The 17,007-nt window shown below is 61.4% G+C and carries 9 protein-coding genes; 7 read left to right on the top strand and 2 right to left on the bottom strand.

The window, feature by feature from the left end; all coding sequences use genetic code 11:
• Positions 1–48: 48 nt before the first annotated feature.
• The gene (cycA, locus tag KSS93_RS04895; protein WP_217887383.1) at positions 49–1,455 is read left to right on the top strand and encodes a D-serine/D-alanine/glycine transporter; all 1,407 of its coding nucleotides are present in this window, start codon (positions 49–51) and stop codon (positions 1,453–1,455) included.
• 142 nt (positions 1,456–1,597) lie between these two features.
• Here the strand turns inward: cycA and KSS93_RS04890 are convergent, their stop codons facing one another.
• Complete coding sequence (locus tag KSS93_RS04890) at positions 1,598–3,073, bottom strand: zinc metalloprotease (protein WP_217887382.1); 1,476 nt, start codon at positions 3,071–3,073, stop codon at positions 1,598–1,600.
• A gap of 437 nt (positions 3,074–3,510) precedes the next feature.
• Between KSS93_RS04890 and KSS93_RS04885 the strand changes: the two genes are divergently transcribed.
• Positions 3,511–10,455, top strand: coding sequence for a Tc toxin subunit A-related protein (locus KSS93_RS04885; protein ID WP_217887381.1), 6,945 nt, complete (start codon positions 3,511–3,513; stop codon positions 10,453–10,455).
• A 90-nt stretch (positions 10,456–10,545) separates the two neighbouring features.
• Here the strand turns inward: KSS93_RS04885 and KSS93_RS04880 are convergent, their stop codons facing one another.
• A complete protein-coding gene (locus KSS93_RS04880; RefSeq protein ID WP_217887380.1) occupies positions 10,546–10,845 on the bottom strand; it encodes a hypothetical protein in 300 nt (99 codons plus the stop codon).
• 527 nt (positions 10,846–11,372) lie between these two features.
• On the opposite strand from KSS93_RS04880, the gene urtA reads away from it, so the two are divergent.
• From urtA to urtE, 5 genes are all read left to right on the top strand, one after another.
• The gene (gene urtA / locus KSS93_RS04875) at positions 11,373–12,638 is read left to right on the top strand and encodes an urea ABC transporter substrate-binding protein (protein WP_217887379.1); all 1,266 of its coding nucleotides are present in this window, start codon (positions 11,373–11,375) and stop codon (positions 12,636–12,638) included.
• A 139-nt stretch (positions 12,639–12,777) separates the two neighbouring features.
• On the top strand, positions 12,778–14,265 hold the full coding sequence (gene urtB / locus KSS93_RS04870) for an urea ABC transporter permease subunit UrtB (RefSeq protein ID WP_217887378.1): 1,488 nt from the start codon (positions 12,778–12,780) through the stop codon (positions 14,263–14,265).
• Positions 14,265–15,344 carry an urea ABC transporter permease subunit UrtC gene (gene urtC / locus KSS93_RS04865; RefSeq protein WP_217887377.1) on the top strand — a complete coding sequence of 360 codons (1,080 nt, stop codon included), beginning with the start codon at positions 14,265–14,267 and terminating at the stop codon, positions 15,342–15,344. Before urtB ends, urtC begins: the two co-directional genes overlap by 1 nt.
• Positions 15,341–16,198: an urea ABC transporter ATP-binding protein UrtD gene (gene urtD, locus KSS93_RS04860; RefSeq protein WP_217887376.1), complete on the top strand. Its 858-nt coding sequence runs from the start codon at positions 15,341–15,343 to the stop codon at positions 16,196–16,198. The genes urtC and urtD overlap by 4 nt, the downstream gene beginning before the upstream one ends.
• A gap of 99 nt (positions 16,199–16,297) precedes the next feature.
• Positions 16,298–16,996: an urea ABC transporter ATP-binding subunit UrtE gene (gene urtE, locus KSS93_RS04855; protein WP_217887375.1), complete on the top strand. Its 699-nt coding sequence runs from the start codon at positions 16,298–16,300 to the stop codon at positions 16,994–16,996.
• The last annotated feature ends 11 nt before the right edge of the window (positions 16,997–17,007 follow it).

Here is a 17,007-nt window from a genome sequence, read left to right as displayed (position 1 = left end):
ACCCGGCTACCTCGCACAAGAAGACTGACACTCAACGGAATGCAGCCAATGACCCAACCCACTCCAACGCAGGCTGACGAGCAGCACCTGCAACGCAACCTGACCAACCGCCACATCCAGCTCATCGCCATTGGCGGTGCCATCGGCACCGGCCTGTTCATGGGCTCGGGCAAGACCATCAGCCTGGCCGGCCCTTCGATCATCTTCGTCTACATGATCATCGGCTTCATGCTGTTCTTCGTCATGCGCGCCATGGGCGAACTGCTGCTGTCGAACCTCAACTACAAGTCGTTCATCGACTTCTCCGCCGACCTGCTCGGCCCCTGGGCCGGCTACTTCACCGGCTGGACCTACTGGTTCTGCTGGGTGGTCACCGGCATCGCCGACGTGGTGGCGATCGCCGCCTACACGCAGTTCTGGTTCCCGGAGCTGCCGCAGTGGATACCGGCGCTGACCTGCGTGGCGGTGCTGCTGTCGCTGAACCTGGTGACGGTGAAGCTGTTCGGCGAAATGGAGTTCTGGTTCGCCCTGATCAAGATCGTCGCCATCCTCGGCCTGGTCGCCACCGGCCTGTACATGGTCATCACCGGCTTCCAGTCGCCCAACGGTGACACCGCGTCGCTGGCCAACCTGTGGAACGACGGCGGCATGTTCCCCCACGGCCTGATGGGCTTCTTCGCGGGCTTCCAGATTGCCGTGTTCGCCTTCGTCGGCATCGAGCTGGTGGGCACCACCGCCGCTGAAGCGAAGAACCCCGAGCGCACCCTGCCACGGGCGATCAACTCGATCCCGATCCGCATCATCGTGTTCTACGTGCTGGCGCTGATCGCCATCATGGCGGTCACCCCATGGCGTGACGTGGTGCCGGGCAAGAGCCCGTTCGTCGAGCTGTTCGTGCTGGCTGGCCTGCCGGCAGCGGCGAGCATCATCAACTTCGTGGTGCTCACCTCGGCGGCCTCGTCGGCCAACAGCGGGGTGTTCTCCACCAGCCGCATGCTGTTCGGCCTGGCCCAGGAAGGCGATGCGCCCAAGGCATTCGAAAAACTCTCGCGCCGCTCGGTGCCGGCCAACGGCCTGTACTTCTCCTGCACCTGCCTGCTGCTGGGCGCGGTGCTGATCTACCTGGTGCCCGACGTGGTCGAGGCGTTCACCCTGGTGACCACGGTGTCGGCGGTGCTGTTCATGTTCGTCTGGACGCTGATTTTGCTGTCGTACCTGAGCTACCGCAAAAACCGCGCGGCGCTGCACGAAGCGTCGAGCTACAAGATGCCCGGCGGGCGCTTCATGTGCTACGTGTGCCTGGCGTTCTTCGCCGGCATTCTGGTGCTGCTGAGCCTGGAGGCCGACACCCGCTCGGCGCTGGTGGTGACGCCGATCTGGTTTGTGCTGCTGGCGGTGACTTACCAGTTTGTGCGTAGCAAGCGCCAGCCGCGTACAGCATTGCGCAACGGTTGACGCCCCAAACCCGGCAAGCTGGTTCCTGAGTCGCCTGTAGGAACCGGCTTGCCGGCGATGAGGGCGCAGCACGCAACACCTGCGCAATCACCCATTGCCCAGCACCACAATTGTCACTTCAAAAGCGTTCAAACCAGGCGGGTCAACGCTTGACTGCCAATGAAACCAGAATAGGCAGCGACCAATCCGGATCGTCCGTAGCCAGGGCCTTGAGTTGCACCGCACCGCTATACCATCCTTGCGGCAGTTCCGGATTGTCTTCGGCATGGTAACTAAGCGTCAGTCTCTTCTCGGCACCTAAAAAGTCTGGGTGGCACACGACATAACTGTTCATGGTGGTGCTCTCCGGGCACCCCTCGATCTGCAGAACCGCACGGAAATTGACCAGCCGCTCGTTGCCATCGCCACCTTGTAGCTTGACTTTGAGTGTCGTGCCCCCCGGCCCTCCATAGGTCAGGGAGGTCGGCCCAACTTCTGACGACAAGGCAACCACCCCGCCCATACTGCGCTGCGAATTGAACTGGAAGGACAGGCTCGCATCTTGCTGGTAAGAGGTGTAGATCATCCGCTTTCCTTCAAACGCCGGGCTGTAACGACTCAACCGCCCCGCCTGCTCCCGCCAGAGCCTGGCCATGTCGGCCTTTTCGGCGTTGCCAATGACCTTGCCGTCGACCGTGACATCGGGTGTCGAATAATAGGGCCTGCCATTGCCACAGAGGTTGGTGGTAAACCCGCCGCCGGCGTTGAAACCATGCCTGTAGTTATCCCCTGCATTGGGATAACAGTGAGCTCCGCCTACGTTGTGCCCCAACTCGTGCTTGAATGGCGATGTACCCAGGATGGAATTGACGCTGGAATAGCCTGGCCGGTAAGCCCACCCACTGGCATCGCCACCTACCGAGAAGCCCACATTGATATCGCTCAAGTAGTTCGCCCGTTGGGCCCTCAACTGGGTCTGCCAAGTGGACAGACCACCCCCTGTCACCGGAATGTCCTGATCGGTTACTCGCACCCCCGCCAGGCGCAGTTCGATGTTGTTCACCCTGGAGTTACGCAGGCTCAGGTTGACCCATTCCATCTGCCCCAGGGCAAACGCGATGGGGTCGACCTCTCTGGCTGCCAGTGCCTTGGCAGTGAAACCGACCAAGGCATCGATGTAAGTGACGGCATTGGAGGTGACGACATTGGAGGTATTGTGCGTATCACCCACTGTCGCAGCTTCGGTTGTTTCAATTGAATCGTGATCCGGGAAGGCCAGCTCGGCATCGGGGCTGAACATCTTCTTACCCTTGGCATCGAGTCGCAAAATCCCCCGCTGCCCATCTCGGTCGATAAAGGCGGTGATCGCCCCATCCTTGTCAGTGACCATGACCAAGGCGCCAACAACCGTACCCTTCAGGGAGTCTGTGAGTTTACCGCTCTCGATCGTATAACCCTGGGCGTTGCGCTGCGAATGGGCTTTCAAGAAGCGGCTGCCGCCCAGTTCCTTTGTAACCGCCGCCACCGCCGGGCTTTCACCCGGCGCCAGCTTTGCATCCTGCGTACAGCCGCCCAGCAGCAGGAGCAGTGATGCCGTGAACACCATGGGTTTTGCAGCTTTGTAGGTTGTGCCTTTCATGCTGACCATCTCCAGATAGGGATTCGAGTCAGCACGATAGGGTCGCCATGCCCTTGCGCCTACTGGCAGATATTTCAGGTACAGCCGGCTCCTGCTGACGATCGCGCCCCCTGTAGAAGCGGCCTTGCCGGGGCGCCGGGCCGGCCAACGCCAACCCCCTTTTCCAGCAAGTTCTCGGTCGCCGTCAGCAAACTACGGGCGGTAACGGGGCGGGGTTTGCAATTGGCGGGGTTGACCCGTGATTGCGGGTTCATGGGAGCACCTCTCGCGCAAGGGCATCAATGGGCGTTGCGCCAAACGGTGTATCTGCAACGATCTTCTGTCCAGTGTCGGCCTGATATTTTTGCCAGTTGTGACGGCCCGGCCTTAGCCCTCAAATAGTCCCAGACCGCAATGCATGGCAATGACCATCGTCACCGTTCCGGGAGCATGCCCACATGACCGAGCAGTCCGCCTCCGCCCACACCTACGCCAAACTGTTCCCCGAACAATTGGCCAACCCCTGCAGCCCCGATGCGCCTGAATCGAACACAGGGCCCATCGCTTACCTGCATGCGCTCTACCAGAAGGCCAGAACGCTGGAAGAGGCAAGCACAGCCACAACGCGCCTGACGCTCGCCAAGCGCCGCCCGGATATCGGCGAACTGCTGCTCGATCCCAGCACACTGGAACAACCCATCAGCGCCCTGACCCTGGCCATACGCGCCCTCACCCATCATGCCCAGGAACATGCCGGGGCCACGACTTACCTGCCCGAAGTCCTGGCGAGCGCTGGCCTGCACGCCTGCCTGCCGTTCAACTACGCCCACGAGCAAGCCAAGGCGGTGCTCTCACACAAGAAAATCCCGCTCTTCGAACTGCTGCAACAAACGCAGTACAGCTACCCCAGCTTCTGCTACGAGGGGTTGCGCAGCGATGAGCTGCGCCAGGTCATGCGTAACGCCAGCGGTTTCAGCCCGGCCCTGCAAGCGTTGCTATTGGAAGAAAAGCCCCTGCGCAGCAGCGGAAACGACTGGCGCAAGTGGTATGGCATGGCCGATATCGATGCCAAAAAGGCCATCGCTTCGTTGCTCGATGTCGAAACATTCGGGCGCCGCACCGGGCTGAGCTTCGAGCAGATACTGCAGATGCTGGCCGTTGCCGGGGTCGATGACAATGCCGACGCCAGTTACAGCCTGGTGCACAAGTCCAATGCCTACCGCCCGACGGGTGAGCCAAAACTGAAAAAATTCCACTACGGCGCGGCGTACATCAATGCGCGTCGAAGCAAGCCAGTGACGATCAAGGATGCCTTGGCCGGAGCGGGTATCAAACCGCAGTTCGACATGCTCAATCACGACGCCTTGTCGCGCATGTACCAGATGATCCACCTGCAACGGGCGCTGGCGCTGCCCTTCAACGACGTCGATCTGCTGTTGACCTCGATCTTGCGTGCCGAAGGACAGTTCGATAACTGGCACCTGACGCCCGTTACCCTTCGTGCCTTGGGGGTTTTCCGCTACTTGAACGAAGCCTACGGAATCAGCGCCGAGCAGTTCGCCGCCCTGGTGTGCGAAGTAAACCCGTACGCCATTGGCGAGCAAGTGCCAATGCTTGATCGAGTACTCGATGGCCCGGGTGCCGGGCAGCTCGACCCGCTCAACTCACTGATTCTCGACGACCGCGAATTCGACCCGACAGATGGCCTGGACGGCCAGTTCAAGGTGGTGCCAGCACTGGCGATGGCCTTAGGCGTGGATGAGCAGGCGACACAGGCGTACCTCGCGCAGGTCAAGCAGGCACAAGGCTGGGAAACGCTCAGTGTCTCGCTGGCGTTGCTCTCCTCGCTGTATCGCCTCAGCCGTTTGCATCGCCTGTTCCGGCGCTCCGCCCGCGAGGCAAGCGCATTGGTTGCACTGTTGGCAACAACCGGCACCGACGTGCTCGCCCAGTTGGCCGGCACCCCGCAGATCAGTGATATCCGCGGTGGCGATGTACTCGACATCCTGGTCGGGCTGAGCAACCTGGACCAATGGCTGCGCCAGCAGCAGATCCTGCCCAGCGTTTTGCTAGGGGCGCTGACGCCAGTGCCCGCAACGCAGGATGTGCTGGGCAGCAAGCTGATGGACGCCCTCCAGGGGCAACAAGAGTTTATCGAGGATGCGCTGCAGCCCGAAGCGACGCAAAACCAACAGCAAGACACGGCCGCTACCCTGCTGATGATCGTTTTTGGCAACCAGCCCGCTCAAGCCGGCCTGAGCCTGCAGCATGTGCCGCCGCTGTTGGGCTGGGCCGGTACGACTGCAGTAGAGGTGCTGCAGGCAGCAACCCGGGTATTGGCCAAGAACAGCAAGAGCAAGGCCGACGCTACTACCCGATCAGCTGCAATGCAGCTGTGGTTCAAACTTGAGCACTGCTGCGCTCTTGTTGTCTTGCTGCGTTTGAGCCCCGGCGCGCTGCGGGCGCTGTGTGACAATCCGCAATGGTTCGACCTGGAGAAAACGCCTGACGAGGCCATTAACCTCGACCTGTGCTATCAGCTCAGTCGCTTCCGGGCTTGGGTCGAGGTGTGCAGGGCAAATGGCGGCGATGAATGTGATGCCGCCGATTATTTGACCAAGAACCGTTACACGACTGACTCAAATAAAGTTCACCAAGCTGCCCGCGCTTTAGCCGCCCTGACAGGCTGGAGCGAGAGCGAAGTGGAAGTAGCCTGTCCAAACATCATGGAAATTCAGGCGATTGAAGATACAAGGCCAACCTTTGATGACTTTCTGAAAACGCTCTCAGAGCCGGAATTGTCTTACTACAATGCACATGGCATCCGTCAATTACTCGGGTTCTTTACCGTTCGCGCAACGGGTTTCGCTATCTACTTAAACAGAACACTCCAAAGTTTTGTTGGCAAACTGAGTGAGTTTCTAAATAACAACCCAGGACCGTTGCTGCTCACGCAGGCCCAATACGCCCAAGGGTATAAACCTGATGAATGGAGAGAGCGCTGGGAGGCGAAGAAAACGAACAGCGATTTTGGTTATTACCCTATTGCCATGGAAGCGCTGGCTGACCGGCCTGGCACGGTCAATCGCCTGGTCGGCACCCCCTGTGTGCCCAGCACAATCAGCGATATCGACTTTATTCTGAGGCTGAAACGGCTATGCGATAAAACCGGGTTGGCCTGCAACTCGCTGCTGAGCCTCAGCGAGCTCAACGAGGCCTCGCCTTACCAGGAGTTTGAAGGCGCCAGCCAACTGCTGATGGCCAGCGCCGATGACGCCCTGCGGGAAGTGGTCGACAAGCAGCTGCGCGAACAGTGGCGCGACGCACTGGCCGGTTACCTGATTGGGCACTGGGCACCACCAGAACCGGACGCGCAGGCCAGCGTGGCCTGCTTCGATGACCTGTCGAGTTACTGCCTGAGCGATATCCAGGTCAGCAGCGAGGTCACCACGACGCTGCTCAACCAAGCCATAAGTAGCCTGCAGCACTACCTTTCGCGGCTGTTTGCACGGCTTGAGCCGGGGTACGGCGACACAGCCCCGACCGGCGACGCCCAGGCCGAATGGCAAAATGGCTTGGGGCAATACGGCACCTGGAAACGCCTGACCGACCGCTACAACCACCCCGCCAACCTGATCTACTACGCCAACCGGCCCAACAAGAGCGTGGCGTTCCAGGAGCTGGAGGTGGCCCTGAACCAGGGCAAGATGGACACCTCGCTGCTGCACACCGCCATTTGCACCTACCTGGCCAAGTTCGAACGGGTCAGTAACCTGCAAGTGATCAGCGGTTACCTGGATGGGCATAACCCCAATCAGGACACCTATCACCTGATCGCCAAGACCAATACCACGCCATATGAGTATTACTGGCGGACACTCGACATGCGCCTGCGTGACGACAAGAACCGGCTGAGCCCGCTGGCATGGAGCGAGTGGGAGAAAATCGACCTGGTGGCCACGGGTGAAATTGCCCGAAGCAAGTCGGGCGGCCACCTTCAGGACGCTGTCCGCCCGGTGGTGATTGCCGGTCGACGCTATGTGTTCTGGGTGGAGCGTGGCAGCACCGACCTGCCTGATGGCGCACGGCCTAACAGGACGTTACATAACAAACGCAAGCTGTCAGTGAATTTCGCATTTCAGCAGAGCGATGACACCTGGAGCACCAGTAATGAACTGTTCTGCCTGAATGGCTATAAAGACGGAATATGGGATGAAAAGCTCACAAAGAACGTGGATTTCATGCCCGGCTTGATCGTGGTTGTTCAGGAAACCAGCGAAAATGGACTGTGGCTGACGGCGCTGTTGCATGACAGCACCAAGCCATTGAAGGAAGGCGAAGAAAATAAACTTATCCGGAATACCGACTACTACCTTGAAGCGCGAGACCTCCTGCTGCTAGAAAACAAGGAAATCAATGACGAAGAAGCCAAGACGCTCTGCACCTCACTGCTGGCTTCTTACAAAAATACGTACGACATCCAGCATCCTTACGACGGCAGACCAGGACATTTGTCCCTCGCAAGATCCTCCATGGAACATTTTGAAATTATTGCAAAATTCTCTTCGCCCAAGAATGACAAAATTAGCATTAACATTCGAGCAGGCACAGACACTGGTAAAACACCCCACTCCCCCTTCAGCAATGGCAAAGCAACCGCTTGCACAGAAATTACTGCAGATAATATATCAATCAAACAAGCAATATCGAATTTTAACCCTGGCGAGAATCTCACCCCACTCGAAATCGAAGCCAAAGACTATAAAAAAATAAATATATTTGTCACACTTTATATTGCGCATCCCTTGGATGGCCACCCTCAGGAAGCGGGGCTAGATTTGGCAGAATACAACGTAGTCATTTCCGGCGCTGACGAGCCTTGGACGGTGTCTATTGCTTCGAATGCCAACCAGGCTCAGTATCTCGACCTTAGCCAGGTTAAAGAACTTGAACCTACCTTGCCAATGCTCGCGATCCGCCTCAATACGCTCTTCGGCAAGAATTTGGTCGCACGCGCCAGCCAAGGGGTCAAGCAGGTGCTGGCTTGGGAAACGCAGAAACTGCAAGAACCGGGGCTTGAGTCGGACATGCCGGTCGAGATGGACCTCCACGGCGCCAACGCGCTTTATTTGCGTGAGCTGTTCCTGCATTTACCCGCCCTGGTGGCCATGCGCCTGACCGAGCAGCAACAGTTCGAAGAAGCCGAGGACTGGTACCTGCGTTACCTGTTCAACCCTTACCGGACCGAACCCGACGAGGAAGGGCGACCGGCTCCTTGGGGTACGCGGCCACTGTCGCAGGTAGGGACATTGAGTTCGACCCTGCGCAAGGGTGTCGACCCCATCACCCGGGTATTCACCTTGTCGCGCCACTACCAACAGGCGATTTACCTGGCGCTGCTGGAGAACTGGCAGTTGCAGGGCGATCACTTCTACCGCCAGCTCACCCTCAGTTCGCTGAACCAGGCCTGGTTGTGCTACCAGCAGGCCCAGCAATTGCTCGGCCCGTTACCCCAGGGCAGCGATGCTTCGCGCTGGAACCCTGTGGCCCTGGCTGCGGTCGACCCCAGCGGGTTCCGTCGGCCGCTTAATGGCCGCGTGCTCAAACTGCAGCAGACCCTGCAAAGCCGCCTGTACAACCTGCGCCACGGGCTTACCCTTGATGGCAAGAAGCTCCCGGCACTGGACTGGAACAGCGAAAGCCTGGACGCCTTCGACAATGGACGAGGCGGCGTGAGCAACCTGCCGCTCCCCTACCAAAGTGGCCAGGTTGACATTCCGCACTACCGCTTCCGTCAACTGTTACCCCTCGCCAAGGCAGCCGCCCAGCAGTTGTCGGACTTCGGCCGGCACTACATGAGCTTGATGGAAGAAGAGTTCAACACCAGCTTGTCGGTGCAGCTCAAAGAGCAGGATATCAAGATGGCCGACTTTGCGATTCGCCTGCAGAAGGAGGCCATTAGCGGCGTTGAAGCCAAGAAAAGGGTGTTTCTGCTCAGCCGCGACAAAGCGCTGGCGCAGAAAGACTATTTCAGCGAACTCATTGATGTCGGTCGCTCTCCAGAAGAAGAAGCAGCCACCGCCTTAACTTGGATCTCGAACACCAGCAAGGCGGCAGCCATCTATAACTTTGCAATGGCGGGCGCACTGGGCGCTACGGTCCCCACTATCTATGGGATGGCAGTGGGTGGGACCGACCCTGAAGCCATAAACGTTTGGCTTGGCCAAGGCTTCGAGATGGCCTCCGACATCAGCAAAGTCATCGCCGAAGAACTGGTGATTCAAGCAGCCTATAACCGCCGCGCCGCCGAGTGGACGTTCAACAAAAGCCAGGTCGAATGGGACCTGAAAATACTCGATCAGCAAATCAAGGAAACCAACATCGAGCTCAACGCCAACACCATCTCCCTTGCCCAGTGCGAGCAAGAACGCGTCAACCTGAAGGAAGCCTACGTGTCCATGACCACCGGCTTCACCATCATCCCCGTCTATAACTGGCTGGTGGCCCGCCAGGAACATATCTACGGCGCCGCCTACGACGCTGTACGCTCGCTGTGCATGAGCGCAGAAGCCGCCTGGCGCTACGAAATCGGTGACTACCGGTGTGACAGTTTCATTGATACCACCGCTTGGCGCGACAATTACAAAGGCATGTTGACGGGCGAGTCGCTGCTGGTGAACTTGCAGCAGATGGAGAACGAATACCTTGCCAGAAACGAGCGGCGGTTGACGATCAAGAAGTCGTTCAGCCTCAAGAAAAAACTGGATAGCACCCCGGCCACGGCAGAAAAAAAGTGGGCCAGCATTTTCACAACCGACGCCAAGCGCACCAAGCCGCTGATCCACACATTCGCGTTCACGGCAGACGACTTTGACAAGAGTTACCCAGGCCAATACCTGCGCCAACTCAAGTATGTGTCTGTCACCCTCGTGCTCAAATCGGGCAAACCGGTGGAAGAGTTGTGTGCACTGCTCAAGCAGACCGGCAGTACAACGCTGCTTGAGCCCGACGCGAGCGCAGCGTTCTCGCTCTACCCCGAGAGCAACGACGACGCCAATGCAAAAGCGGCCCGCGAAAACCCCAGGCTGGTGCTGCGCAACCCCCGCGAAAACCAGCAGATAGCGTTGTCGTCGACGGTGGCCGAAGACGGGCTTGGGTACGATGCGGGCACCTGGGTCTACGAACTGATGTTCCACGATGGCCGCTACCTGCCTTTCGAGGGTACTGGCGCCATCTCGCAATGGACACTCGAGCTGCTGGGCGACGAGGGCCTGCTAAAGGACCTCTCGGTCATCGAGGACATAAAGTTCAACATGGTCTACACCGCCAAGGCCGGGGATGAAACCTTCATCAAGGCGCTCGGCGATGCCAGGCAAAAGGCCGCCCCGGCCAGCGAAAGTTAACAGTAACCAGGGGCGCCTTCGTTCCTTTAGCTTCCCCTGCGACCCTTCGCCGGCTTATGCCGCGAAGGGTCGCAAAGTGGCCTGAGCGGTTCAGCCGTGCTCCAGCCCCTCAAGCACCGCCTCGGCCAACGCCAACCCCTTTTCCAGCGAGTTTTCGGTAGCCGTCAGCAAACTGCGCAACGGCTCGTCCGCCTTTTCCAATGCCGTGGCATTGGTTTCATACGCCGCCTTCAACGCCGCCACGGCGCACACCAGCGCATCCTCGCTGTCCACCCCGGCATGTACCGAGAGCATCGGGGCGTGGGCGTGATTGCAGGTGCCGAACTGTGAACAGGCGGTAACGTGGCGGGGCTTGCAAATGGCGGGGTTGACCCGCGATTCCGGGCTCATGGTTGCACCTCTCGGTGGGGGGCATCGATGAGAGGTGCGCCGGTGACAGGCGCGAACGGTGGATCTGGAACGATCTTCTTGAGCATGGTGCTACTCCTTGCAGCCTTCTGAAGTATTTCTCCGTGCCCACACGCCAATGTGGGTGGACGGAGCCGTGCGGGTTGGCGTTGCCGGTCAGAAGTTCCGGTGAGCCCGAAGGCTCCCACACACGGCTCCGCCCATAACGGGTGCAACCATGCAGGACACGCTATCGCAAGTGCGATGTGTCCGGTTCTGACAGCGGGACGCCAATCCCGAACCGCAGAAACTACTGCGGCACGGCACGGTACTCAAGTACCGCTTATGTGTCAAAAGTGTTCACAAGCCCCGGCCCCATTCCTGTGCAAGCCAATCCCGCAAGCACCATCCTGGACACACCCAACGCCCCGATTCGTCGCACAGCTGCTCTATCACAGGCCTTACGCCGCCCGGCACAGCCTTTGCAATCTCCGTCCTGCCAATAACAAACACCTCATCGGAGAGAGCACATGAAGCGACGCAGTCTGATCAAGGCCTTCACCCTCAGCGCATCGATCGCGGCGATGGGCCTGAGCTGGAGCATCCAGGCCGCCGAGACCATCAAGGTCGGCATCCTGCATTCGCTGTCGGGCACCATGGCGATTTCCGAGACCTCGCTCAAGGACATGGCGCTGATGACCATCGACGAGATCAACGCCAAGGGCGGGGTCAACGGCAAGATGCTCGAAGCGGTGGTGGTGGACCCGGCGTCCAACTGGCCGCTGTTCGCCGAGAAGAGCCGCCAGTTGCTCACCCAGGACAAGGTCGCGGTGGTGTTCGGCTGCTGGACCTCGGTGTCGCGCAAGTCGGTGCTGCCGGTGTTCGAGGAGCTCAACGGCCTACTGTTCTACCCGGTGCAGTACGAGGGTGAAGAAATGTCGCCGAACGTGTTCTACACCGGCGCTGCGCCCAACCAGCAGGCCATCCCGGCGGTGGAATACCTGATGAGCGAAGACGGCGGCAGCGCCAAGCGCTTCTTCCTGTTGGGGACCGACTACGTCTACCCGCGCACCACCAACAAGATCCTGCGCGCCTTCCTGCACAGCAAGGGCGTGGCCGACAAGGATATCGAAGAGGTCTACACCCCGTTCGGCCATGCCGATTACCAGACCATCGTCGCCAACATCAAGAAGTTCTCCGCCGGCGGCAAAACCGCAGTTATCTCCACGGTCAACGGCGACTCCAACGTGCCGTTCTACAAAGAGCTGGCCAACCAGGGCCTGAAGGCCACCGAGGTGCCGGTGGTGGCGTTCTCCGTGGGCGAAGAAGAGCTGCGCGGCATCGACACCAAGCCGCTGGTGGGCCACCTGGCGGCGTGGAACTACTTCGAGTCGGTGGATAACCCGGTGAACCAGAAGTTCGTCGCCGACTGGAAGGCCTACGCCAAGGCCAAGGGCCTGCCGGGCGCCGACAAGGCGGTGACCAACGACCCGATGGAGGCCACCTACGTGGGCATCCATATGTGGGCGCAGGCAGCCGAGAAAGCCAAGTCCACGGACGTGGACAAGGTGCGCGAGGCACTGGCCGGGCAAAGCTTCAAGGCGCCGTCCGGCTACACCCTGACGATGGACAAGACCAACCACCACCTGCACAAGCCGGTGATGATCGGCGAGATCCAGGACGACGGGCAGTTCAGCGTGGTGTGGGAAACCGAGCAACCACTGCGGGCGCAGCCGTGGAGCCCGTTCATTCCGGGCAATGACAAGCGGCCTGATTACGCGGTGAAAGGTAACTGAGTGCACTGGGGCCGCTTTGCGGCCCAATCGCCGGCAAGCCGGCTCCCACAGGTTCGGTGCAAGGTCTGAAACCGGCGCGGTCCCTGTGGGAGCGGGTTTACCCGCGAAGAATCCACCGCCGATTCCCAGGATTACGCGCATGCTCAGACTCCTGCTAACCCTCCTGCTCCTGCTGCCCTTGGTATCCCAGGCCAGCGAGGGCGAATTCTTTATCGGCGCCAAGCCCGCCGAGCAGGCCCGCCTGCTCGAAGGCTGGGCCGCACAACCCGATGCTGCACGCCTGGCGCTGCTGGAAAACCTGCGCCAAGGCCGCATCGCCGAGGGCGACACGCGCAAGCTGCGCCTGAACAACCGCCTGCGCGGGCTGATCGACAACGCCCTGGCCAGCCATCAACTGCTCAGCGAGCGGGCGGACATTCGCCTGGCCGCCGCCCAGCAACTGCAAAAATCCGCACAGCCCGCACAGATGGCCTTCCTCGACCGGCGCTTCGCCGCCGAACCGGACGCCGCCGTGCACGCCGCCCTGGGCCTGGCTTTGGCCAACCTGCAACTGGGCGCCAGCGAACCTGCCGTGCGCCTGGCCGCCGTGCGCCTGCTTGGCGAAACCGGCGACCCGCTGGCCCGCACCCGCCTCGAAGCCCTGCTGCAACCCGGCGCCGAAAGCGACGCCGCGGTGCGCACTGCCGCCGAAACCAGCCTGGCCCAGGTGCAGCGCAAGCTGCTGATGGGCGAGCTGCTTGGCCAGGCCTTCAGCGGCCTGTCGCTGGGCTCGATCCTGCTGCTGGCGGCGCTGGGCCTGGCCATCACCTTCGGCCTGCTCGGGGTGATCAACATGGCCCATGGCGAGATGCTCATGCTCGGCGCCTACAGCACCTACATGGTCCAGGTGCTGGTGCAGCGCTACGCGCCGGGCGCCATCGAGTTCTACCCGCTGATCGCCCTGCCGGTGGCCTTCGCCGTCAGCGCCGGGGTGGGCATGGCACTGGAACGCACGGTGATCCGCCACCTGTACGGCCGGCCACTGGAAACCCTGCTGGCCACCTGGGGCATCAGCCTGATCCTGATCCAGGCGGTGCGCCTGCTGTTCGGCGCGCAGAACGTCGAAGTGAGCAACCCGGCCTGGCTGTCCGGCGGCATCCAGTTGTTGCCCAATCTGGTGCTGCCGTACAACCGCATCGTCATCATCGGCTTCGCCCTGGCCGTGGTGCTGCTGACCTGGCTGCTGCTCAACCGCACGCGGCTGGGGCTGAACGTGCGTGCGGTCACCCAGAACCGCAACATGGCCGCCTGCTGCGGGGTGCACACCGGGCGCGTCGACATGCTCGCCTTTGGCCTGGGCTCGGGCATCGCCGGGCTGGGCGGCGTAGCCCTGAGCCAGGTCGGCAACGTGGGGCCGGACCTGGGTCAGAGCTACATCATCGACTCGTTCCTGGTGGTGGTGCTCGGCGGCGTCGGGCAACTGGCCGGCAGCCTCTGGGCCGCGTTCGGCCTGGGCATCGCCAACAAGCTGCTGGAGCCGCAGATTGGTGCGGTGCTCGGCAAGATCCTCATCCTTGCGTTGATCATTCTGTTCATCCAGAAGCGCCCGCAAGGCCTGTTCGCCCTCAAGGGACGGGTAATCGACTGATGAACCAGCCACTGCTTGTCACTGCCGCACAAAAGGCCGGGCCGCGGGTATCGCTGGCCCTCGGCGCCGCCGTGGTTCTGGTGCTGCTGGCCCTGCCGCTGCTGTCGCTGCTACCGGCCGACAACCCGCTGCAGGTGTCGGCCTACACCCTCACCCTGGTGGGCAAGATCCTCTGCTACGCCATCGTCGCCCTGGCCCTGGACCTGGTGTGGGGCTACGCCGGGCTGCTGTCGCTGGGGCACGGGCTGTTCTTCGCCCTGGGCGGCTACGCCATGGGCATGTACCTGATGCGCCAGGCGGCCGGCGACGGCCTGCCAGGGTTCATGACCTTCCTGTCGTGGAACGAGCTGCCCTGGTACTGGGCCGGCACCCAGCATTTTGCCTGGGCGCTGTGCCTGGTGGTGCTGGCACCGGGGCTGCTGGCGCTGGTGTTCGGCTGGTTCGCGTTCCGCTCGCGAATCAAGGGCGTGTACTTCTCGATCATGACCCAGGCCCTGACCTTTGCCGCCATGCTGCTGTTCTTTCGCAACGAGACCGGCTTTGGCGGCAACAACGGCTTCACCAGCTTTCGCACCATCCTTGGCTTCGATGTGGCCGCGCCCGGCACCCGGGCGGTGCTGTTCAGCCTGACTGTGCTGTTGTTGCTGGGCAGCCTGTACCTGTGCTGGCGGCTTACCCAAAGCAAGTTCGGCCGCCTGCTCACCGCCGTGCGCGACGCCGAGAACCGTTTGATGTTCTGCGGCTACGACCCACGCGGTTTCAAGCTGCTGGTGTGGGTGCTCAGCGCCGTGCTGTGCGGCCTGGCCGGCGCCCTGTACGTGCCCCAGGTGGGCATCATCAACCCCGGCGAGATGTCGCCGACCAACTCCATCGAGGCCGCCGTGTGGGTGGCCCTGGGCGGGCGCGGCACGCTGATCGGGCCGCTGCTCGGTGCCGGGCTGGTCAACGGCATGAAGAGCTGGTTCACCGTGGCGTTCCCCGAGTTCTGGCTGTTCTTCCTCGGTGCGCTGTTCATCGTCGTCACCCTGTACCTGCCCAAGGGCGTGGTCGGGCTTGTGAAGAAAAGGAGCCAGCCATGAGAGGCGTGCCCCCGGTACACCCGGAATTCATGCTGGAGCCGGTATTCGACAATCTCGGCAGCAGCCGTGACGCCATCGGCCTGGGCCAGCCGCGCAAGGCCGGGCTGGACACCCGCCACGGTACGGTGCTGAGCCTTGAAGACATCAGCGTCAGCTTCGACGGTTTCAAGGCGCTCAACGCCCTGAACCTGTACATCGGCGTGGGTGAACTGCGCTGCATCATCGGCCCCAACGGCGCCGGCAAGACCACCATGATGGACGTGATCACCGGCAAGACCCGCCCCGACACCGGCAGTGCGTACTTTGGCGACACCCTCGACCTGACCCGCATGAGCGAATGCCAGATCGCCCAGGCCGGCATTGGCCGCAAGTTCCAGAAGCCCACGGTGTTCGAGGCGCTGACGGTGTTCGAAAACCTCGAGCTGGCACTCAAGGCCGACAAGTCGGTGTGGGCCAGCCTTGCGTCGCGCCTTGGCAGCGAGCAGCGCCAGCGCATCGAAGAGGTGCTCACCACCCTGCGCCTGCTGCCCCTGGCGCAGCGCCAGGCGGGCTTGCTGTCCCATGGCCAGAAGCAGTTTCTGGAGATCGGCATGCTGCTGGTGCAGGAGCCGCAGTTGCTGCTGCTGGACGAGCCGGTGGCCGGCATGACCGACGCCGAGACCGAGTTCACCGCCGAGCTTTTCAAGTCGCTGGCGCGCAAGCATTCGCTGATGGTGGTGGAGCATGACATGGGCTTTGTCGGCAGCATTGCCGACCATGTCACCGTGCTGCACCAGGGCAGTGTGCTGGCCGAAGGGTCGCTGGCCCAGGTGCAGGCGGATGAGCGGGTGGTCGAGGTGTATCTGGGCCGGTAGACATGGGCACCTGCACCGGCCTCTTCGCGGTGGTTCGGCACCCCGACAAGCCCGCGAAGAGGCCGGTGCAGGCACAGCAACTCTTTCAGGAACATTCAGATGCTCAAGATCGACACCCTGCACCAATACTACGGCGGCAGCCACATCCTGCGCGGCTTGTCTTTCGAGGCCAACATCGGCGAGGTCACCTGCCTGCTGGGCCGCAATGGCGTGGGCAAGACCACCCTGCTGCGTTGCCTGATGGGCCTGCTGCCGGCCCGCGAGGGCCGGGTGGAATGGGAGGGCAAGCCGATCACCGCGCTCAAGCCCCAGCAGCGGGTGCAGGCCGGCATCGCCTACGTGCCCCAGGGCCGCGAGATCTTCCCGCGCCTGAGCGTCGAAGAAAACCTGCTGATGGGCCTGTCGCGCTTTGCCACCCGCGAGGCCCGCGAGGTGCCGGCGTTCATCTACGAGCTGTTCCCGGTGCTGGAACAGATGAAGCAGCGCCGTGGCGGCGACCTGTCGGGTGGGCAGCAGCAACAGCTGGCCATCGGCCGCGCCCTGGCCAGCCGCCCGCGGCTGCTGATTCTCGATGAGCCGACCGAAGGCATCCAGCCCTCGGTGATCAAGGAGATCGGTGCGGTGATCCGCAAGCTGGCCGACCGCGGCGACATGGCGATTTTGCTGGTGGAGCAGTTCTACGATTTTGCCGAAGAGCTGGCCGACCAGTACCTGGTGATGGCCCGTGGCGAGATCATCCAGCGCGGCCGGGGCGAAAACATGCAGGCCGAAGGTGTGCGCGGGCTGGTAACCATTTAATCTGCCAGCAA

The sequence above is a fragment of the Pseudomonas xanthosomatis genome, assembly GCF_019139835.1.
GTDB classification, from domain to species: domain Bacteria; phylum Pseudomonadota; class Gammaproteobacteria; order Pseudomonadales; family Pseudomonadaceae; genus Aquipseudomonas; species Aquipseudomonas fakonensis.
This window is presented reverse-complemented; position numbering and strand designations above follow the sequence as displayed.

Excerpts from the sequence above, each read along its gene's own strand:
- cycA (WP_217887383.1), top strand. The coding sequence starts at position 49 with ATGACCCAACCCACTCCAACGCAGGCTGACGAGCAGCACCTGCAACGC.
- KSS93_RS04890 (WP_217887382.1), bottom strand. The coding sequence starts at position 3,073 with ATGAAAGGCACAACCTACAAAGCTGCAAAACCCATGGTGTTCACGGCA.
- KSS93_RS04885 (WP_217887381.1), top strand. The coding sequence starts at position 3,511 with ATGACCGAGCAGTCCGCCTCCGCCCACACCTACGCCAAACTGTTCCCC.
- KSS93_RS04880 (WP_217887380.1), bottom strand. The coding sequence starts at position 10,845 with ATGAGCCCGGAATCGCGGGTCAACCCCGCCATTTGCAAGCCCCGCCAC.
- urtA (WP_217887379.1), top strand. The coding sequence starts at position 11,373 with ATGAAGCGACGCAGTCTGATCAAGGCCTTCACCCTCAGCGCATCGATC.
- urtB (WP_217887378.1), top strand. The coding sequence starts at position 12,778 with ATGCTCAGACTCCTGCTAACCCTCCTGCTCCTGCTGCCCTTGGTATCC.
- urtC (WP_217887377.1), top strand. The coding sequence starts at position 14,265 with ATGAACCAGCCACTGCTTGTCACTGCCGCACAAAAGGCCGGGCCGCGG.
- urtD (WP_217887376.1), top strand. The coding sequence starts at position 15,341 with ATGAGAGGCGTGCCCCCGGTACACCCGGAATTCATGCTGGAGCCGGTA.
- urtE (WP_217887375.1), top strand. The coding sequence starts at position 16,298 with ATGCTCAAGATCGACACCCTGCACCAATACTACGGCGGCAGCCACATC.